21 protein-coding genes and 1 tRNA gene are annotated in these 18,647 nt (G+C 46.9%); all 22 read right to left on the reverse strand.

The annotated features are described in order from the left end of the window. Complete coding sequence (gene fliG / locus JYJ62_RS02270; protein WP_205340559.1) at positions 1–1,017, reverse strand: flagellar motor switch protein FliG; 1,017 nt, start codon at positions 1,015–1,017, stop codon at positions 1–3. After that, positions 1,010–2,797 carry a flagellar basal-body MS-ring/collar protein FliF gene (gene fliF / locus JYJ62_RS02275; protein ID WP_205340560.1) on the reverse strand — a complete coding sequence of 596 codons (1,788 nt, stop codon included), beginning with the start codon at positions 2,795–2,797 and terminating at the stop codon, positions 1,010–1,012. The genes fliG and fliF overlap by 8 nt, the downstream gene beginning before the upstream one ends. A gap of 12 nt (positions 2,798–2,809) precedes the next feature. Next, positions 2,810–3,145: a flagellar hook-basal body complex protein FliE gene (fliE, locus tag JYJ62_RS02280; protein WP_205340561.1), complete on the reverse strand. Its 336-nt coding sequence runs from the start codon at positions 3,143–3,145 to the stop codon at positions 2,810–2,812. Positions 3,146–3,234: 89 nt separating this feature from the next. Next, entirely contained in the window at positions 3,235–4,014 is a 780-nt protein-coding gene (locus tag JYJ62_RS02285) for an ABC transporter permease (RefSeq protein WP_205340562.1), read from the reverse strand. Then, the gene (locus JYJ62_RS02290) at positions 4,011–4,943 is read right to left on the reverse strand and encodes an ABC transporter ATP-binding protein (RefSeq protein ID WP_205340563.1); all 933 of its coding nucleotides are present in this window, start codon (positions 4,941–4,943) and stop codon (positions 4,011–4,013) included. The genes JYJ62_RS02285 and JYJ62_RS02290 overlap by 4 nt, the downstream gene beginning before the upstream one ends. Positions 4,944–5,030: 87 nt before the next feature. Next, on the reverse strand, positions 5,031–5,588 hold the full coding sequence (locus JYJ62_RS02295) for a DUF1285 domain-containing protein (protein WP_205340564.1): 558 nt from the start codon (positions 5,586–5,588) through the stop codon (positions 5,031–5,033). A gap of 14 nt (positions 5,589–5,602) precedes the next feature. Then, positions 5,603–6,208, reverse strand: a complete 606-nt coding sequence (locus tag JYJ62_RS02300; RefSeq protein ID WP_205340565.1) for a DUF4823 domain-containing protein — start codon at positions 6,206–6,208, stop codon at positions 5,603–5,605. 80 nt (positions 6,209–6,288) lie between these two features. After that, on the reverse strand, positions 6,289–7,182 hold the full coding sequence (locus JYJ62_RS02305; protein WP_205340566.1) for a radical SAM protein: 894 nt from the start codon (positions 7,180–7,182) through the stop codon (positions 6,289–6,291). A gap of 15 nt (positions 7,183–7,197) precedes the next feature. Next, on the reverse strand, positions 7,198–7,860 hold the full coding sequence (locus tag JYJ62_RS02310; RefSeq protein WP_205340567.1) for a TetR/AcrR family transcriptional regulator: 663 nt from the start codon (positions 7,858–7,860) through the stop codon (positions 7,198–7,200). 138 nt (positions 7,861–7,998) lie between these two features. Then, positions 7,999–8,649 carry a glutathione S-transferase family protein gene (locus JYJ62_RS02315; RefSeq protein ID WP_205340568.1) on the reverse strand — a complete coding sequence of 217 codons (651 nt, stop codon included), beginning with the start codon at positions 8,647–8,649 and terminating at the stop codon, positions 7,999–8,001. Positions 8,650–8,660: 11 nt separating this feature from the next. Further along, complete coding sequence (locus JYJ62_RS02320; protein ID WP_205340569.1) at positions 8,661–9,431, reverse strand: hypothetical protein; 771 nt, start codon at positions 9,429–9,431, stop codon at positions 8,661–8,663. Between the two features lie 123 nt (positions 9,432–9,554). Continuing rightward, positions 9,555–9,911 (reverse strand): MerR family transcriptional regulator, encoded by a 357-nt coding sequence (locus JYJ62_RS02325; RefSeq protein WP_205340570.1) that lies wholly within the window; start codon positions 9,909–9,911, stop codon positions 9,555–9,557. Next, entirely contained in the window at positions 9,898–10,194 is a 297-nt protein-coding gene (gene ihfA, locus JYJ62_RS02330; RefSeq protein ID WP_205340571.1) for an integration host factor subunit alpha, read from the reverse strand. The genes JYJ62_RS02325 and ihfA overlap by 14 nt, the downstream gene beginning before the upstream one ends. A 4-nt stretch (positions 10,195–10,198) precedes the next feature. After that, positions 10,199–12,580 carry a phenylalanine--tRNA ligase subunit beta gene (pheT, locus tag JYJ62_RS02335; RefSeq protein ID WP_205340572.1) on the reverse strand — a complete coding sequence of 794 codons (2,382 nt, stop codon included), beginning with the start codon at positions 12,578–12,580 and terminating at the stop codon, positions 10,199–10,201. A 31-nt stretch (positions 12,581–12,611) separates the two neighbouring features. Continuing rightward, on the reverse strand, positions 12,612–13,628 hold the full coding sequence (gene pheS / locus JYJ62_RS02340) for a phenylalanine--tRNA ligase subunit alpha (protein WP_205340573.1): 1,017 nt from the start codon (positions 13,626–13,628) through the stop codon (positions 12,612–12,614). Positions 13,629–13,778: 150 nt separating this feature from the next. Further along, positions 13,779–14,135: a 50S ribosomal protein L20 gene (gene rplT / locus JYJ62_RS02345; RefSeq protein ID WP_205340574.1), complete on the reverse strand. Its 357-nt coding sequence runs from the start codon at positions 14,133–14,135 to the stop codon at positions 13,779–13,781. 31 nt (positions 14,136–14,166) lie between these two features. Then, on the reverse strand, positions 14,167–14,361 hold the full coding sequence (gene rpmI, locus JYJ62_RS02350; protein WP_022965883.1) for a 50S ribosomal protein L35: 195 nt from the start codon (positions 14,359–14,361) through the stop codon (positions 14,167–14,169). Positions 14,362–14,424: 63 nt separating this feature from the next. Beyond that, a complete protein-coding gene (gene infC / locus JYJ62_RS02355; RefSeq protein WP_205340832.1) occupies positions 14,425–14,976 on the reverse strand; it encodes a translation initiation factor IF-3 in 552 nt (183 codons plus the stop codon). After that, on the reverse strand, positions 14,976–16,898 hold the full coding sequence (thrS, locus tag JYJ62_RS02360; RefSeq protein WP_205340575.1) for a threonine--tRNA ligase: 1,923 nt from the start codon (positions 16,896–16,898) through the stop codon (positions 14,976–14,978). The genes infC and thrS overlap by 1 nt, the downstream gene beginning before the upstream one ends. Positions 16,899–17,112: 214 nt before the next feature. Next, positions 17,113–17,189: transfer RNA gene (locus tag JYJ62_RS02365), tRNA-Val, on the reverse strand. Positions 17,190–17,262: 73 nt separating this feature from the next. Then, a complete protein-coding gene (locus tag JYJ62_RS02370) occupies positions 17,263–18,216 on the reverse strand; it encodes a L,D-transpeptidase family protein (RefSeq protein WP_205340833.1) in 954 nt (317 codons plus the stop codon). A gap of 86 nt (positions 18,217–18,302) precedes the next feature. Beyond that, the gene (locus tag JYJ62_RS02375; RefSeq protein WP_205340576.1) at positions 18,303–18,584 is read right to left on the reverse strand and encodes a hypothetical protein; all 282 of its coding nucleotides are present in this window, start codon (positions 18,582–18,584) and stop codon (positions 18,303–18,305) included. Positions 18,585–18,647: the final 63 nt, after the last annotated feature.

Below are 18,647 nucleotides of genomic sequence, written 5' to 3' on the forward strand. Positions count from 1 at the left end.
CTACACCATCTCTTCGCCACCTTTACCACCCAGCACAATTTCGCCGGCATCCGCCATACGGCGAGCAATGGTAAGAATTTCTTTTTGCGCCGACTCTACTTCACTGATGCGCACCGGCCCTTTGGCCTCTAAGTCATCACGCAACAGTTCAGACGCTCGTTTTGACATATTTTTAAAGATTTTTTCTTTAATGGCTTCATCAGCACCTTTCAGCGCCAGCACTAATACGTCGGAAGACACTTCTCGCAACAAGGACTGAATACCGCGATCATCGACATCAGCCAAGTTATCAAAGACAAACATCAGGTCTTCAATTTTCCCAGACAGATCATGATCCAGCTCGCGAATAGCATCCAGCAAGGGTCCTTCAATCGAACTGTCTAAGAAGTTCATAATATCAGCAGCACGCTTAACCCCACCCATGGTGGTCCGTGAGGTATTGGAGTTTCCAGAAAACTGTTTTTCCAAAATGCTGTTCAGTTCTTTTAGCGCCGCCGGCTGAATGGTATTCAGCGCAGAGACCCGCAAGACAATATCCAGACGCACTTTATGATCAAAATGCGCTAACACTTCACCAGCTTGATCGGGGTCTAAGTAGGCCACAACAATTGCTTGAATCTGTGGGTGCTCATAGCGAATCACATCAGCGACTGCACGTGGCTCCATCCACTTTAAGCTGTCTAAACCACTGGTATTACCGCCCAACAAAATACGGTCAATTAAGCTGCCAGCTTTGTCTTCACCTAAGGCCTGGGTCAGCATTTTGCGGATATAACCGTCCGCACCAACGCCTAAGCCGGTTTGATCGCTGACCACCTCAACAAACTCACTCATCACCTGTTCGACCTGCTCACGATGCACATTACGCATCTGTGCCATGGCTGAACCGACGCGCTGTACTTCTTTAGGTCCCATATGCTGCAACACTTGCGCAGCATCACTCTCGCCCAGAGATAACAGCAAAATCGCAGCTTTATCGATTTTATTGAGTTTAGTTGTCATAGCATTATCACTCATCAGAGTTAATCCACTCTTTTACGACCTGTGCCACGCGTCCAGGATCTTCGGCAACTAAGCTTTTAATCGCATTAAGCTGGGCATCATACCCTTCGCTGGGACTCGGCAATAAAATGTTTTGTGGACCACCTAGACTGACTCGATCCTCAGCTAAGCCAGCATCGAGATCATCCAATCCACCCATTTCAGCATCAGCTAACCGATCACGGGTTGCCAGCTCTTTGGATGTACCGCCACCTACCACATTACGTAGCAAGGGACGCAGCACTCCAAAGACCAGCACTAAAATAAACAAGACGCCTAATACTTGCTTAACAATGTCCCAGAACCAAGGTTGGGTGTAAAAAGGAATATCAATAATTTCTTCAGGCATCAGTGGTGCAAAGGGGGCGTTAATCACGCTAACGCTGTCACCTCGACTGGCGCTAAAACCGACAGAATCCTGTACTAAGCGCGTAAAACGCGCAACGTCTTGTTCTGTCCATGGCACGCGAGTCGCCACACCAGTTTCTGGATTAATAATAATTTGGTCATCCACCACCACCGCAACAGACAAGCGCTGTAAACGACCTTGGTCTTGTTTGGTATAGCTGATCGAACGATCCAATTCAAAGTTACGGGTCGACTGCTCACGCTTATCGTTTGGATAAGGTGCCAACATTGCTTGCCCAGTGGCCGGATCAATAATTTGCTCACCATTGGCATCCAACAACGGCTGACCTGCGGCAACAGGACCACCTGCTGCTTGCGCACCGCCCGCCACCTCAGGTGCTGTCGCAGCGCCTGGAGGTTGATTGCTCAGCGCACCGGGCACACCTTGTGGACCACTGCTAACTTGACGCTGCTCAATCACAGATTGTTCACTGCGCAGCGCTGGCTGATCAGGGTTAAAAGTTTCCGAAGTGGATTCAATCGCGCTGAAGTCCACATCTGCCGACACTTCTGCTTTATAGCGATCAGCCCCTAAAATAGGCTGTAAAATATTATGCACTCGTTGCGTAAACAAGGTTTCTAAGCGGCGCGAGTAATCAAACTGTTTACCCGCGCGGGTCATTTCTGACAGCTCTTGCTGATCGGATAACAGATGACCTTTCTGATCGACCACCGTCACTTGTGATTTATCTAATTCCGGCACACTGGTGGCGACGAGATTAATAATCGCCATCACCTGACTCGGTTCAAGACTGCGCCCTGAATACAGCTCAACCAATACCGAGGCGCTCGGTTTACGCTCATCACGAACAAACACTGAGCTTTTTGGAATAGCCAAATGTACACGTGCGGCTTTGACGTTATTTAAACTGGAGACCGTGCGCGCCAGCTCGCCCTCTAAACCACGACGGTAACGTGTGGTTTCCATAAACTGACTGGTACCTAAGCCCTGCTCTTTATCAAGGATTTCAAAACCAATGTTATTATCGCTGGGCGTCACTCCTGCTGTTGCGAGCTTTAAACGCGCATTGGATAAATCGGCAGCTTTAACTAACAATGCCCCCGAGTTAGGCTCAACACGGTAGGCAATACCAGCGGTGCCCAAAGTTTCAATCACTTGATTAGCATCTAAACCCGCCAAACTGCCATACAGCGGACGATAATCAGGTTCCTGCGACCACAAGACAACGGCAAAACCAATGGCCACACTGGCAGCCAAACCGACCAAGAGAGCGACCTGGCGTAACGCAGGCATTTGCGCCAAACTGTCCAAAAACGCCAATCCAGCAAAAGCAGGCTTGCCTGGTTGCGTGGTGGTTTGCGGAGTATTTGCGGTTGCGTCAACCATGATCTATCGCCCCTAAACTGGCATCTGCATAATATCTTGATAAGCCTGAACCAGCTTATTGCGAACTTGTGTCATTGCTTGAAATGAGACGCTGGCTTTTTGTGAGGCAATCATCACGTCAGTTAAATCGACGCCACTCTGCCCTATTTCAAAAGCTTTAGCGAGCTGGTTTGAGGCCTGTTGTGTTTCATTCACTTTACCGACGGCTTGGCCAAGCATCTCAGCGAAATTAGGGCCGCCAGCCGCAGGGACTTCTGATACAGCTGGGGGCTTAACGCGCGCCATTGCATCCGTCTGCATAGCACGCATTTCTAACATCAACCGATTAAATTCTATACCTTGGCTCATTTTTATCTCCTATCGCTTCTTTGACGCTTTGCGATTCATATAGAGATAAGAGCAATTTTCAGGCCAACTTAAGCTTAACCCAAGATCTGCTAGCTACGCATACCTCGACCAGAGATTAATAAACGTACGCACACGGTATACAAAATCAAGGCCGTAACTAGCATCAGGCTAATCGCCACGCTGATATCAATATCAGAGACGCCTAAAATACCGTAACGAAACGCATTAACCATATGCAAAATAGGGTTAGCGAGAGAGAGTGTTTTCCAGAATGGACCCAGCATATCAATTGAGTAAAACACCCCGCCTAAGTAGGTCAGTGGCGTCAGTACAAAAGCAGGAATAATCGAGATATCATCAAAATTACGTGCAAATACCGCGTTTAAAAAACCACCTAAAGCAAATACAGCTGATGTACAAACAATCACTACAAGGGTAATAGCTAAGTTATGCACCTGCAGGTTGGTAAAAAACAGTGATAAAACCGAGACAATCACCGCTACGCCCAGCCCACGCAAAACACCACCCATCACAAAACCAATCAAAATAGTATGTGGCGATACCGGTGACACCATCAACTCTTCAATAGAGTGTTGAAATTTAGCACTAAAAAAGCTCGACACCACGTTGCTGTATGAGTTGGTAATCACCGACATCATGATCAAACCCGGAACGATGTACTGCATGTAAGTAAAGCCATGCATGTCACCGATTTGACTACCGATCAAATTACCGAAGATCACAAAGTATAAAACCATAGTAATAGCCGGCGGCAATAAGGTTTGTGGCCAAATACGCAGAAATCGTCGTGCTTCACGGTAGACAATGGTTTTTAAGGCAACCCAATTGGATTTTAACTCTGCGTTCATAGCTGATCACCCTCCAGGTTCTTTTCTACCAATGACACAAAGAGTTCCTCCAGTCGGTTACTTTTATTACGCAAACTCAGCACTTCAATGCCTTGCGCTGAAAGCTGAGTAAATAAATCAGTTAAGCCTCGGTGCTTTTCAACCTGTACTTGCAAGGTACATTCATCCAGTAGTTGCGCAGGATAACCATGTAATTCTGGCGTTTGTGTTTGCGTCTCTTTTAAATCAAGCAAAAAAGTTTCATTCGATAACTGACCTAGCAAAGAGCGCATACTGGTGTTTTCGACAATAGTACCGTGATCAATAATGGCAATATTACGACACAGCTGTTCCGCTTCCTCAAGGTAGTGAGTGGTCAGAATAATAGTAGTTCCCTGCTCGTTGAGTTGCGTAAGGTATTCCCACATCGAGCGGCGCAACTCAATATCCACACCCGCTGTTGGCTCATCGAGAATCAATAAACGAGGCTTATGCATTAACGCACGAGCAATCATTAAGCGACGCTTCATCCCACCAGAAAGCATCCGTGAAGCCGAGTCACGCTTATCCCATAGGCCTAACTGCTTAAGCAGCTCTTCAGCACGCACAAGCGCATCTTTAAGCTTAATACCGTAATAACCCGCTTGTGTGGTTAAGATATTTTGCGCAGTTTCAAATTGGTTAAAATTAAACTCTTGTGGGACCAAGCCAATACAGCGCTTTAACGCCAGCGGATCAGTATCTAAATCATGGCCAAATACCTGCACACTGCCGCTGGTTTTATTGACCAAGGTGGAAAGGATGCCAATGGTGGTTGATTTACCTGCGCCGTTAGGACCTAACAGGGCAAAAAAATCACCTTCCGCCACTTCTAAATCAACCCCTTTCAGGGCCTCAAAGCCATTTTCATAGCTTTTTTTTAACTGCTTAATGGATAACGCCAAAGTCATAATAATTGCACACAAGTATTTAGATTTAATCTATAAAGATGGGGGCTGAGTTGTGATTTTACAAGCGGACATTGGGCAACAATAGCCTTACAGCGCGCCCAAGGAATAATATTTGCCCTGGCTCCACAGCCCTAGCACCTGCTGCCCCTCTATCACACCCTCTTCGCCATACTCCACCAACTGATAAAAATCACTACGTTGCAACAGCACGCGGAGGTTCTTGCCAATCGAGACATACGGCGACGGTTCTTGCGTTTGTGGGTCAATCTCCACATGCACAGGGTGCTCAGGACCAATCATCAAAACATCGTCTAAATTAGTCGTCACGTACACATTTTGCTCACGCCCTTCACCCTGCACAAAGGTATTAATAGAAACAAAGGGCGCGTCCTCAACGTCAATGCTGAGTTTCTCAACCGGTGTCACCAAAAAATACTGATCGCCCTCTCTGCGCAATAATCGCGAAAAAAGCTTTACTAAAGCCACTCGCTCAATCACACCACCTTGATGATACCAGCGCCCATCACGAGCAATACGCATCTCACTGTCACCGCACTGTGCTGGCTGCCAATCAGCATTATAGGATAAGCGCTCTGCACTATCAGCCAAGCACTGTAATACATCATTATGATCAGGGTTGTGCATAAAATAAGCCTGTATTAAGGGTTTAAACCCAGCAAGCGTCGCGCATAGTTGCGTAACGGCGGACGAATCATGTCTTCGGGCTTCTTATTATGAAAGGTTAAAAAGCCACCGCGATTACGGATATTAGCGGTATCAACCAAATAGCCATTACCGACCTCCACCAGCATCAAATGAATTGCTCCGCGGTCCACCCCTAGACGCGCGCCGCTGTCTTTTCTTGTTTTAAACTCATCCCAATTACCGATGCGATCGTTGCCTTGCGCAAAGCGGGTATACAACAAGTAATGCGCGCCACTATGGCGCGCAGCCTGCAACGCCTCTTCAAAGCCCATCGGCACAGGGGCAAGGCTTAGCCGCGGAAAATACTCAACAAAGGCATTAAAGGTTTCTTCCGCAACAATATTTGGGCGCGCCGACGCATGGCCCAACGGAATAAACAGCCCTTGGCTGATATAGATATAAGAATCAGCCTGCAAACGCCAATTATTAGCACGCTTAATTTCACTGTGATTAAGCAGACCTGCATCACGCATCTGGTACTCAGTTTCTGCTGTTAAATCACTGACCTTCATACAGGATGCCAAAGCAACAACCAATAAAATCAATAATAATTGGCGCATATAACGTCCACCTCTAGCGTCAAAAGAATAATCCTTGAATTTTACAAGCAGGTTTTGCGCCAATCTATACTTTTAAAAGTTCAAAGACCGCGCTGCCACTCTTCACGCAGAGGCATGGTATCGGGCTGTTCGATAGCCTGCTGTAATTGCGCTAAGAAACGCTGCTTATCAGCGCCCAAGGTACCTTTAAGTGGTAAGTAGTTCGAAGCATGATCACTGCGAAATACTGTGTTTTTCAACTGCAGCTGCCCAATAAACCGCTGCAGCTCAATAAACAATTCCTGCTGCTGTAAAGACTCAAACTCAGGAAAGCTTTTCTTAAAACGTGTATTTCCCTGTGGAAAACTCACCACCAAGGTGGAAAGAAACTCCGGTTGAGTTTCGTTCATCAAGGCGGCGGATTGATCAGCATGCTGGGCACTTAAGCTGCGCCCACCGAGGCCATTAAGAATCATCACTGAACGCTTAATGCCCGCCTCACCCAACTTACTTAAAGCACTTAAGGTCGAAGCATAGGTTTCACCTTTATTGACCTTGCGCAGCACTTCATCATCACCGGATTCAGCACCGACATAGACCATCTTCAAACCAGCATCAGCCAACTCTTGCAGCTCACTGATAGACTTATTTTTAAGATTGCTCGGCAAGCAGTAACTGGTGACGCGGCGCACCGTCGGTAAATACTCTTGAATGGCGTGTAAAATAGTCAGCAGACGTCGCGTTGACAGCGCAAGCGCATCGCCATCCGCTAAAAATACCCGCTGCACAATCATCTGTTCAGACACACGCTGAATCTCTGTGAGTACCTGTTTTTCATCACGCACAGAAAATTTTTTCTGTGGTGCAGTATACATTTCACAAAAGGTACATTTATTCCACGAACAACCATTAGTCACTGGCAGAATCAGTGACTGGGCTTCACTGGGCGGACGAAATACCGGTTCAATATAATCAATAGGAAAACTATGCGTCATCTTTCAAAACCTCTATCAGGCCTGATCAGGCGTATCTTGGATATCTTGCGGCGCATCCTCACGCTTGATGCGCTTGTTACCCATGCGCACACCAATATCCATTAGAAACTGAAAAAAGCCTTCCTGATCTTCTAATACATTGCTCCAGAATGGCGAGTGGTATAAGGCGACCGCACCATGTACCAAGGCCCAAGCGGCGCAATAGTGAAAATAGGGTGGCACATCTTCCAATTTACCTTCATCAATACGTCCTTCGATCAAACGCGTTAAACGCTCAAAATTGGAAGCACGAATGGTATGCAGTTGTTCGACCATTTCTGGGACTTGATGACCTTTAAGAACTTTTTCTTCAAGGCGATCAAATAAGCGATAACGCTGTGGATCACGCATACGGAAAGCAAAATAAGCACGTGACAACGCTTCTTTATCACTGGAAACACTATCCGACTGAAACAACTGATTGAGCTCACGCTCATAATTGAGCATTAAGCGTAAGTAGATTTCTGCTTTGGATTTAAAGTGTTTGTAGATGGTGCCCTTACCAATGCCCACCGCATCAGCAATCATTTCCACAGTGACTGAGTCTTCACCTTGTTCAAGAAACAACTTTAGAGAGGTATCAAGAATTTCTTGTTCACGACGGCGAAATTCACGCACCTTACGGGACTCTTTTTGCATACTAGAACTATCCAGTCAAAAATAAAGACTCTATTATGACCTTATTCACAAAAAATGCACGAAACAACGATATATTCTAAAATGACGCGATACGCAAAAACAGTCACCGACACGTCTCACGTCAACTTTACGTATAGCTTAAGCAATACGTGCAAGCATCTTCGTCTCATCCGCTTTTAGCACTTGCAAAGACTCACGAGCTAACACGCGCTGCTGATGTGCAACCAGTTTAGGCCATTTATCGGCATTCAACTGCTCTTGGCCATAAGATAAATTCACCCATTGGGTAACAATTGCAATATCAGCCAAGGTAAAACGATTACCGACAAAATAATCGTTATCAGCCAACTGCTGCTCTAAATAATCAAAGTGGGTCACTAGTTTTATTAATGCTTTTTGTACAGCATCTTCATCACTGGGCAACCCCATGCTCTTGGCTAAAGCACGATTAAAAAACACAGTAAAGGTTGCCAAGGGGGCAAGCTCATAGTCGCCGTACTTTTCAAACCAACGAATACGTGCTTTTTCTTCGATGGTATTGCCACACAGCGCTGGAGTATCTGGGTATTTTTCATCTAAATACGCACAAATCACTGCCGAGTCACAGATTTCAAACTCACCATCACGCAGAGCTGGGATGCGTCCCAACGGATTAATTTGATAATACCAATCAGGCTGATTGCGTGGAATGATCATCTCCATGCTGTAATCGAGCTTTTTTTCTAATAAGGATGTTCTCACTTTACGCACAAAAGGAGATAAAGAAGCGCCGTATAATATTAAGCTCATGGAGACCTCGATTAATCGTAAATATGTTTTTTCTTCCACTCATTTTCTTGGTCTTGCAACTCCAGACCTTCAGTCAGTTCACTGATCTGCTCAGAGCTTGGATTGCTCCCTTCCAGCATTGAAGCATTGGTACGCGCCAAGAGGGATTCAAATTGCGCCATGGGCTGTTTATACAGCGCAGCATCATTCTGTTTTTTTAAATACTGTATCGCGCGTTCAAACATTAAACGTGCTTGAGCTGTATTGTCCTGCTCAAGAAACTGACGACCACTATTATTAAAATAATCAATATAGACAGTCACCAACATGTGTTTTAGCTGCCCCAGCCAATACTTGCCTTCTGCACCAGGCAGTAGTTTTTCTTCAACCGCGCGAATAATTTGTGCTTGTAAGCTTTCCAACTGAAAGCGCACATCTTTAGCTTGCTGATCGCTAATAATAGTGACTGGAAGATTTTTAATCCGCAACTCATCTGCTTCAGCTATCGATTGGCGTAACTCTTCTTCACGCAACTTATATTTAGCTTCTTGACTATCAATCGTGCTGAGTTGCTCAACAAAATGTAGTTCTAAACGATTCAGCAACTGCTTAAGCTCGACGCTCATCAGCTGTCCCGGCAAGGCCTCGGAGAGAATGCCGCAACGGCGATAACGATCTAACAGATCGGCTTTAAGACGGGCTTTTTCTAATGAGGTTTTTTCTATCAGCTGATTAATATAGCCAATAAACAACAACGCAGCAATGGCGATAAAAATCAGAATAACGATAGTAACTGATGACACAGGGCATCCTCTTATTGATGCAATCTGAGCGACAACGTAATTTTTATTAGTCCATTACAACGTATCAAATCAGACATCTAACACCGGTTAGCTGCTCGATGACATGCCTGAATCACTCTATAGTTAACTGCGCAATAGGCTTAAAACCTCTTCAAGCTCGGCGACCATCTGCCGTAAAACCTGCTTAACTTGACTGCTTTCATCGCTTACTTCGGTGCTGGACAAGCGTAAGCGAGCACCGCCAATGGTAAAGCCCTGATCGTACAGTAGAGCGCGAATTTGACGAATCATTAACACATCGTGGCGCTGGTAATAGCGGCGATTGCCACGACGCTTAATCTCCGCCAACTGCTGAAACTCTTGCTCCCAATAACGCAACACATGCGGTTTCACCGCACATAATTCACTGGCTTCGCCAATGGTGAAATAGCGTTTATTAGGAATAATTGGCAATTCGCGATTATGACTAGGTTCCAACATAGGCTTCTACTCGATCACGCAGCTTTTGCCCTGGACGGAAAGTCACCACACGACGTGCGCTAATGGGGATTTCTTCACCTGTTTTCGGGTTGCGCCCAGGACGCTGACTTTTATCACGCAATTCAAAGTTGCCAAAACCAGACAACTTAACCGGCTCATTGTTTTCGAGGGCTAAACGAATTTCTTCAAAGAAGGTATCCACCAATTCTTTGGCTTCGCGTTTATTCAAGCCAATTTCCATAAACAGATGCTCAGCCATCTCTGCTTTCGTTAAAGCCCCCATACACTCACTTCCTTAATATTGCAGAAAACTTATCAGACAAAAGGGTCAGTATCGCTTGCGTTGCTGCGCTAACCTCGTCATCCGTTAGAGTGCGCGAAGGATGCTGCCAGGTCAAGCCAACCGCTAAACTTTTACAGCCCTCTTCCACGCCCTTGCCTTGATAGACATCAAACAGACGAATCTGCGTCAGCCATTCGCCTGCAGCACTGCGCATCGCATCCATCAGCTGCTGTGCCGGTATATCCGCATTGACGACTAAGGCCAAATCACGGCGCACTTCAGGGAAGCGTGACAGCTCACTAAAGGTGGGCAAACGTCCTGCGCTGATCGCATCCAGTTCTACTTCAAACATCAATACTTGCTGATCGATGTCTAATTCAGTAGCCAATTGCGGGTGCAAAGTACCGACAAAACCAACAGCCTGACCATTGCGCTCAATCCGTGCGCACTGCCCCGGATGGAAAGCATGCTGCTGACAAGGAACAAAGGTGAAGCTGTCGCGATCACCGGCCGCACCGAGCAAGGCTTCAACATCCGCTTTGATATCATAATAATCAACAGTGTCTTTGCCATGCGTCCACAACTCGGGTAAACGCGCACCAGTGATCACACCGGCGAGCATACGCTCTTGTTTTAAGTCTTCGAGCTGACCAACAAATCTTAGGCCACTTTCAAATAAACGTACACGATCTTGTTGACGGTTTAAGTTATGTTGCAACGCTTTTAATAAACCTGGCAACAGCGATGCACGCATCACTGATAATTCTGCTGAAATGGGGTTAGCCAAGGTCAGCGCTTTCAGCTCAGGGTGAAACGCAGTAAATAATTCCGGCTCAATAAAGCTATAAGTAATAGCTTCTTGATAGCCACGAGCAACCAGCAAACGACGCAACACTGGCAACTGCGCTTGTGCTTCGGTCTGTGCTTGTGGCGCTAAGCGTGCAGCTGGGTAGCGCACAGGCAACTGATCATAACCATATAAACGGCCAATCTCTTCTAGCAAATCCACTTCAATGGTGATATCAAAACGATGACTTGGCACATCTACCGTCCAAACACCTGACGCTTGCGTTGTCAGTTTTAAGCCGAGCGGAATCAACAAAGACTCAATCTGCTCATTACTTAAGCTCAGACCAAACATCTGCTTAACGCGCTCAGCACGTAAAGTAATGGATGCTAGTTTAGGCAAATGTTGCGCATCTTCTGTGACGCTCACAGGTCCTGCGCTGCCGCCAACGATGCTAAGTAGCAATTCAGTTGCACGCTCAATAGCTTGCGCTGGCAACTGCCAATCCACTCCACGCTCAAAACGATGTGAAGCATCGGTATGTAAACCATAGGAACGCGCCTTACCGGCAATCGCCACTGGCTCAAAAAACGCACTCTCTAGGAAAATATCGGTGGTTTTACCCACTTCCACACCGCTGCCTGCACCACCCATCACACCGGCAATCGCCAAAGCACGTTGCTGATCAGCAATCACCAAGGTATTGGCTTTGAGTTTGATTTCTTGGCCATCGAGCAAAGTGATCTGCTCGTTTTCTTGCGCCATACGTACGCAAATGCTGCCATTGATTTGCGCTAAGTCAAACGCATGCAGCGGCTGACCGAGTTCAATCATGACGTAGTTAGTCACGTCAACAACAGGATCAATACTGCGAATATCACTGCGCTGTAAACGCTCAATCATCCATGCAGGCGTAGGTTGAGTTAGATCAACACCGGTAATCACACGCCCCGCATAGCGCGGACAGGCTTGCGCAGCTGCAAGTTCAACCGCAACAGTTTGCTCATGGCTGGCAGCCACTGCTGTAATTGCAGGCAATTGCACTGGCACATTATACAGCGCACCGACTTCACGGGCTAAGCCTTGCAGAGACAAGCAGTCACCACGATTCGGCGTGAGATCCACCTCAATGCAGACATCATTGAGATGTAAACTGTCACGAACGCATTGACCGACTACAGCATCAGATGGCAACTCTAATAAGCCATCATTTTCATCGCTGATTTGTAACTCACTGGCCGAACAAAGCATGCCGAATGACTCGACACCGCGCAACTTAGCTTTGCTAATTTTAAAGTCGCCGGGCAACATCGCACCAACGCGTGCGAAGGGTACTTTTAAGCCCGCACGCACATTCGGTGCACCACAAACGATTTGTACGGTTTGTGCGCCATCGCTGACTTGGCAAACACGCAATTTATCGGCATCTGGATGCTGCTCAGCACTGAGCACTTCACCGACTACCACGCCGCTAAACACACCGGCCACAGGGGTCACCGCGTCGACTTCTAAACCAGCCATAGACAAACGCGCGACAAGCTCTTCACGGGAAGCTTGTGGGTCAACCAGACTGCGTAACCATTGTTCACTGAAATTCATGCTGCTCTCCTAAACTCTAAAGGGTATCGACCTAGCGAAACTGGGTTAAAAACCGCAGGTCGTTATCGAAGAACAGACGTAAATCATTTACGCCATAACGCAACATGGCTAAGCGCTCAACGCCCATACCAAAGGCAAAGCCTTGAAATTCTTCTGGATCAATGTCTGACATGCGCAGCACATTCGGATGCACCATGCCGCAACCCATCACTTCCAACCAGCCCGTTTGTTTGCATACACGGCAACCTTCGCCATTGCACATCACGCACTGCATATCCACTTCCGCGGACGGTTCAGTAAAGGGGAAGAATGATGGACGGAAACGTACGCCCAAATCTTTCTCAAAAAACACCCGTAAAAACTCTTCAATAGTGCCTTTTAAGTCTGCGAAGCTGATGTCTTTATCAATCAACAAACCTTCCACTTGATGGAACATCGGCGAGTGAGTGATATCTGAGTCGCAGCGATACACACGACCCGGGCAAACAATACGAATTGGTGGACGCTGAGCTTCCATGGTACGTACTTGCACCGGCGAGGTGTGGGTACGCAGCAGCATATTAGCGTTGAAGTAGAAGGTGTCGTGCATCGCCCGCGCGGGGTGATGACCGGGGATATTTAACGCCTCAAAGTTGTGATAATCATCTTCAACTTCTGGGCCTTCAGCAATACCATAACCGATTTTGGTAAAGAACTGTTCAATGCGCTCAAGCGTACGCGTCACCGGATGCAAACTGCCACTTTGTTGACCACGACCTGTCAAGGTCACATCAATCGTCTCAGCCGCCAGTTTGCTGGCTAGAGCAAGACTATCCAGATGCTGCTTACGAGCGTTTAGTGCATCTTGAACTTGCTCTTTCGCTGCGTTGATTAACGCACCCGCTTGCGGCCGCTCTTCAGCAGACAACTTACCGAGCTGTTTCATCTGTAGCGTGAGTTCACCTTTTTTACCAAGATAGTGAACCCGTAACTGCTCTAACGCTTGCGAATCTTCGCTGCCTGCAACGACCACTAAAGCCTGTGCTACCAACGCATCAAGATTATCCATACATTACTCCAGAGGACCTTGCAAAACATAGCGCTCAGGCTTTGCAAGGTGCTCTTACTATGACTTTTAAAAATAAGGATGCTATACGAAATAAGGGAAGAGCCTAAGCCCTTCCCTTATCAAAAAACGCATGTCGCAATGTTTTAAAACTTAGGCCAAAGTGGACTTAGCTTTTTCAACAATTGCCGCAAATGCTGCTTTTTCGTTTACTGCTAAGTCAGCCAGTACTTTACGGTCGATTTCAATTGAAGCTTTTTTCAAGCCAGCAATGAAACGGCTGTAAGACAAACCATTAACACGAGCACCAGCATTGATACGTGCAATCCACAGAGCGCGGAATTGACGTTTACGCTGACGACGGTCACGGTACGCGTACTGACCAGCCTTAATAACCGCTTGCTTAGCTACGCGGAATACGCGTGAACGCGCACCATAGTAACCTTTAGCAAGTTTCAATATTTTTTTGTGACGACGACGGGCTAACACACCACGTTTTACACGAGCCATAAACTATTACCTTTATTTATCCAGACCGAAATTAACGAACACGCAACATGCGTTCAACGCGAGCAACATCACTTGGGTGCATCATAGATGTCCCACGCAGTTGGCGCTTACGCTTAGTTGTCATTTTGGTCAAGATGTGACTCTTGAAAGCGTGCTTATGTTTAAAACCGTTCGCTGTCGCTTTAAAGCGCTTTTTAGCGCCACTTTTCGTTTTCATCTTTGGCATGTTGAATACTCCGCATTCAGATTGATACGCTATAACCTTAAGGCCTGCCTGTGCCCTAGGGGGTTATTTTTTCTTTTTGGGGGCGAGGACCATTATCAGCTGGCGTCCTTCCATCTTAGGATGCTGTTCAACGGTGCCGTATTCAGCAAGGTCACCTTCAACCCGCTTCAACAACTCCATTCCCAGCTCCTGGTGGGCCATCTCTCGGCCACGGAATCGTAATGAAACCTTGGCTTTATCCCCATCTTCTAGGAAACGTATCAGGTTGCGTAGTTTTACCTGATAATCCCCGTCTTCCGTCCCTGGTCGAAACTTAATTTCTTTAATTTGAATTTGTTTCTGGTTCTTGCGTGCAGCAGCAACTTGTTTCTTTTTCTCAAACACGTGCTTGCCGTAGTCCATGATGCGACATACAGGCGGCAATGCATCCGCAGAAATTTCAACCAGATCCAGCTTCGCTTCATCAGCAGCGGCCAGTGCTTCATCAATCGAGACGATCCCGACCTGCTCACCTTCTGCACCAATCAGGCGCACTTCGCGGGCTGTGATGTTCTCATTAATGGGTGCCTTAGGGGCAGCTCGTCTGTCTTGTCTCATATCTCGCTTGATAATTATCACTCCAAATCTTGGCGACCACGCCGGGAAATCGCAGTATTTAATAACTCACTGAACTGGTCGACCGACATACTGCCGAGGTCTTCACCGCCACGAGTTCGCACTGCAATGGTTTGTGTCTCAACTTCCCTATCACCAATGACTAGCAAATAAGGAACCTTGAGCAAAGTATGCTCACGAATTTTAAAGCCTATCTTCTCGTTTCTCAAGTCACTAGAGACTCTAAATCCACTTTCTAATAGGTTTTTTTCAACTTTCTTCGCAAAATCGCCTTGTTTCTCACTGATATTCATAATAACTGCTTGCGTTGGTGCTAACCAAGCTGGAAATGCACCTTCGTAATGCTCAATCAAAATACCAATAAAACGCTCAAACGACCCCAAAATTGCACGGTGCAACATCACTGGATGTTTACGTCCGTTATCTTCACTGACGTATTCAGCGTCCAAACGTACCGGCAAGTTAAAGTCGAGCTGCAGTGTACCGCACTGCCAAACACGACCTAAACAGTCACGCAAAGAAAACTCAATTTTCGGGCCGTAAAAAGCACCTTCACCAGGCTGCAACTCATACTCTAAACCCGCAGAATCCAGCGCATCAGCAAGAGCTTTCTCAGCCAGATCCCACTGCTCATCGGAACCGACACGCTGCTCAGGCCGAGTAGACAGCTTTAATTCAATTTCATCAAAACCAAAATCCGCATAAACCTTTTGAGTTAAACGAATAAAGTCAGCGGACTCTGCTTGCATCTGTTCTTCTGTACAGAAGATATGTGCATCATCCTGAACAAAACCACGCACACGCATTATACCATGCAATGCACCGGACGGCTCGTTACGGTGACAGGCACCAAACTCAGCCAGACGCAGTGGCAGCTCGCGATAGCTCTTTAAACCTTGATTATACACTTGCACGTGACAAGGACAGTTCATCGGCTTAATTGCATAATCACGCGACTCTGACTCAGTCACGAACATATTGTCAGCGTAATTGGTCCAGTGCCCTGACTTCTCCCAAAGGATACGGTCAACCACTTGTGGTGTTTTAATCTCTAAGTAGCCATTTTCACGCTGCACTTTGCGCATGTATTGCTCAAGCACTTGATACAACGTCCAGCCATTCGGGTGCCAAAACACCATACCTGGCGCTTCTTCTTGCATATGGAACAAATCTAAGCGCTTACCGAGTTTACGGTGATCGCGCTTTTCTGCCTCTTCAATACGCTTAACGTAAGCAGCCAACTGTTTTTTATCGGCCCAGGCGGTACCGTAAATGCGCTGTAACTGCTCATTTTTAGAGTCACCACGCCAGTACGCACCAGAAAATCGAGTGAGCTTAAAGAATTTCAAGAAACGCGTATTAGGCACGTGCGGCCCACGGCACATATCCACGTACTCTTGGTGAAAATATAAGCCCATTTCTGTCTCTTCAGGCATATCTTCAATCAGACGTAATTTATAATCCTCACCACGCTGAGTGAAAATATCGATCACTTCAGCACGCGGTGTCAGCTTTTTGATCACGTCATAATCTTGATTGATCAGCTCATTCATGCGCTTTTCAATCGCTTGCATATCATCTGGCGTAAACGGACGAGCAATGGCGATATCGTAATAAAAACCCTCGTCAATCACCGGGCCAATCACCATTTTTGCTTCAGGGAATAACTGCTTAACCGCATGACCCACTAAGTGCGCGCACGAGTGACGGATAATCTCAACGCCTTCGGGATCTTTAGGGGTAATGATCGACAGCGTTGCGTCGCTGCTAATTAAATCGGTTGCATCCAGTAAGCGACCATTCACTCGGCCGGCCACGGTAGCTTTCGCAAGACCTGCACCAATTGATTGGGCAACATCGAGAATAGAAACAGGATGATCAAATGTACGCTGACTGCCGTCAGGAAGAGTAATTACGGGCATGGCGCCTCCTCTGCCTAGTGGTGACCCCTACAAAAGGTCACATGGGTGGGATGAGCCAGTAAGAGCGATTTATTTTGAGGCTCACCTGCCCTACAGCGGCAGAAGGTTTTACCCACCTCACACAAATCGGATTCACTGGAAAAAAATGCAATCATAAAAATTAAAACTGCAGTAAAAACACAAAAGGCCGCACGAGGCGACCTTTTGAATTGTTTGGTAGGCACAATTGGATTCGAACCAACGACCCCCACCATGTCAAGGTGGTGCTCTAACCAACTGAGCTATGTGCCTACAATGGTCGCGTATTCTACGGATAAATTAATCATTGTCAATCGTTTTCATCACTTAGCGAGCAACACCCTATTTATTGGGCCGCAACACCGTCACCTCTAGCCACATCAACCTGCTTAGCAATAGAGACGGGCAATCCCAGCTCTTCTGCCACAATGTCACGCACACGTTGCCAATCTAAAAGATGAGCACCTTGAATATCTTCACGTTTAAGTAATACGTTAACCACTGCTGCATGTTTATCGACAATAGACGTCTCACCGTCATCACTGAGTGGTGTATGTGCTTCTAAATACAACGTACCTTGCGCAATGCCAAACTTATAAGGCTCGTTAATAATGCGCACTTTCTCGCCAACCGGCACTAAGCTGGCCAACTCCAAAACGTTATGATTGAGCATGCGAAAGCAACCATGGCTAACACGCATACCAATACCAAACTTTTTATTTGATCCGTGGATCAAGTAACCAGGCAACCCTAAAGTCAGCTTGTAAGGCCCTAACGGATTATCCGGTCCTGGCGGCACATAACCAGGCAATGGATCGCCGGCCTCAGCATGTTCACGCAAAATTGACTGTGGTGGAGTCCAACCTGGATTAGGCGTTTTCACGGTAATCGAAGTGTTGCTGATTGGCGAATCCCAGCCTTCGCGACCAATACCCAAAGGGTAGGTGTACACCACAGGTTTGTCTTTTGGGTAGTAATAAAGGCGGTATTCGGCCAAGTTAATCACTACACCCTCACGCGGACCCGGCGGCAAAATATAGCGTGTAGGCAGCACAATCTCAGTGCCGACGCCAGGTAACCATGCATCAACGCTAGGATTAGCCGCAACCATTTCCAAGTAGCCTAAATCATGGGTTTTACCCAGATCAGCAAAGGTATCTTCATAGCGCGCTTGAATGACCTGAACCTCGCCAACGACATCCTCACCAGGCGGCGGCAGCGGTAATTCTAAAGCCGATACAAAAGGCGCGACACACAGCACTGACAGTCCGTATAAGCGCAAAGACTTAAACGAGAGCATGTTTAACAACATCGAAGTAACCCTACCGGAAAAGTTTGTATTAGCGCCTGCATAGTACGGGATTTACCCATCAGATACACAGACCTTTATGCTGACTGCCAGCCTGGCTTGGCCTGTTTGCGCTGCGCTTGAATAACGTCACGACATTGCGGACAAAAATGTGCGGTACGCAATTGCTGGCGATCCAAGACATGCCAATGGGGTTGCGCAGGTAACAGGCTGCCACATAAGGTGCGATCAGCCTGACTACCAAGCTCTAACTGGCGACTGACGGCGTGTACGCGCTCTTTTTGACAGGCGAACAGATCCATTTGCTCGTCCGGCAAAATAATCTGATAAGCATGTAAAGACCACACCAAGCGTGCCATGTCGAGCCCCTAAAATCGGGCGCTACATTAGCCTAAAACAGTAGCTTGTAACAGCACTCGCGA

Origin of the sequence: Denitrificimonas caeni, from assembly GCF_905120345.1 — a bacterium.
GTDB classification, from domain to species: domain Bacteria; phylum Pseudomonadota; class Gammaproteobacteria; order Pseudomonadales; family Pseudomonadaceae; genus Denitrificimonas; species Denitrificimonas caeni_A.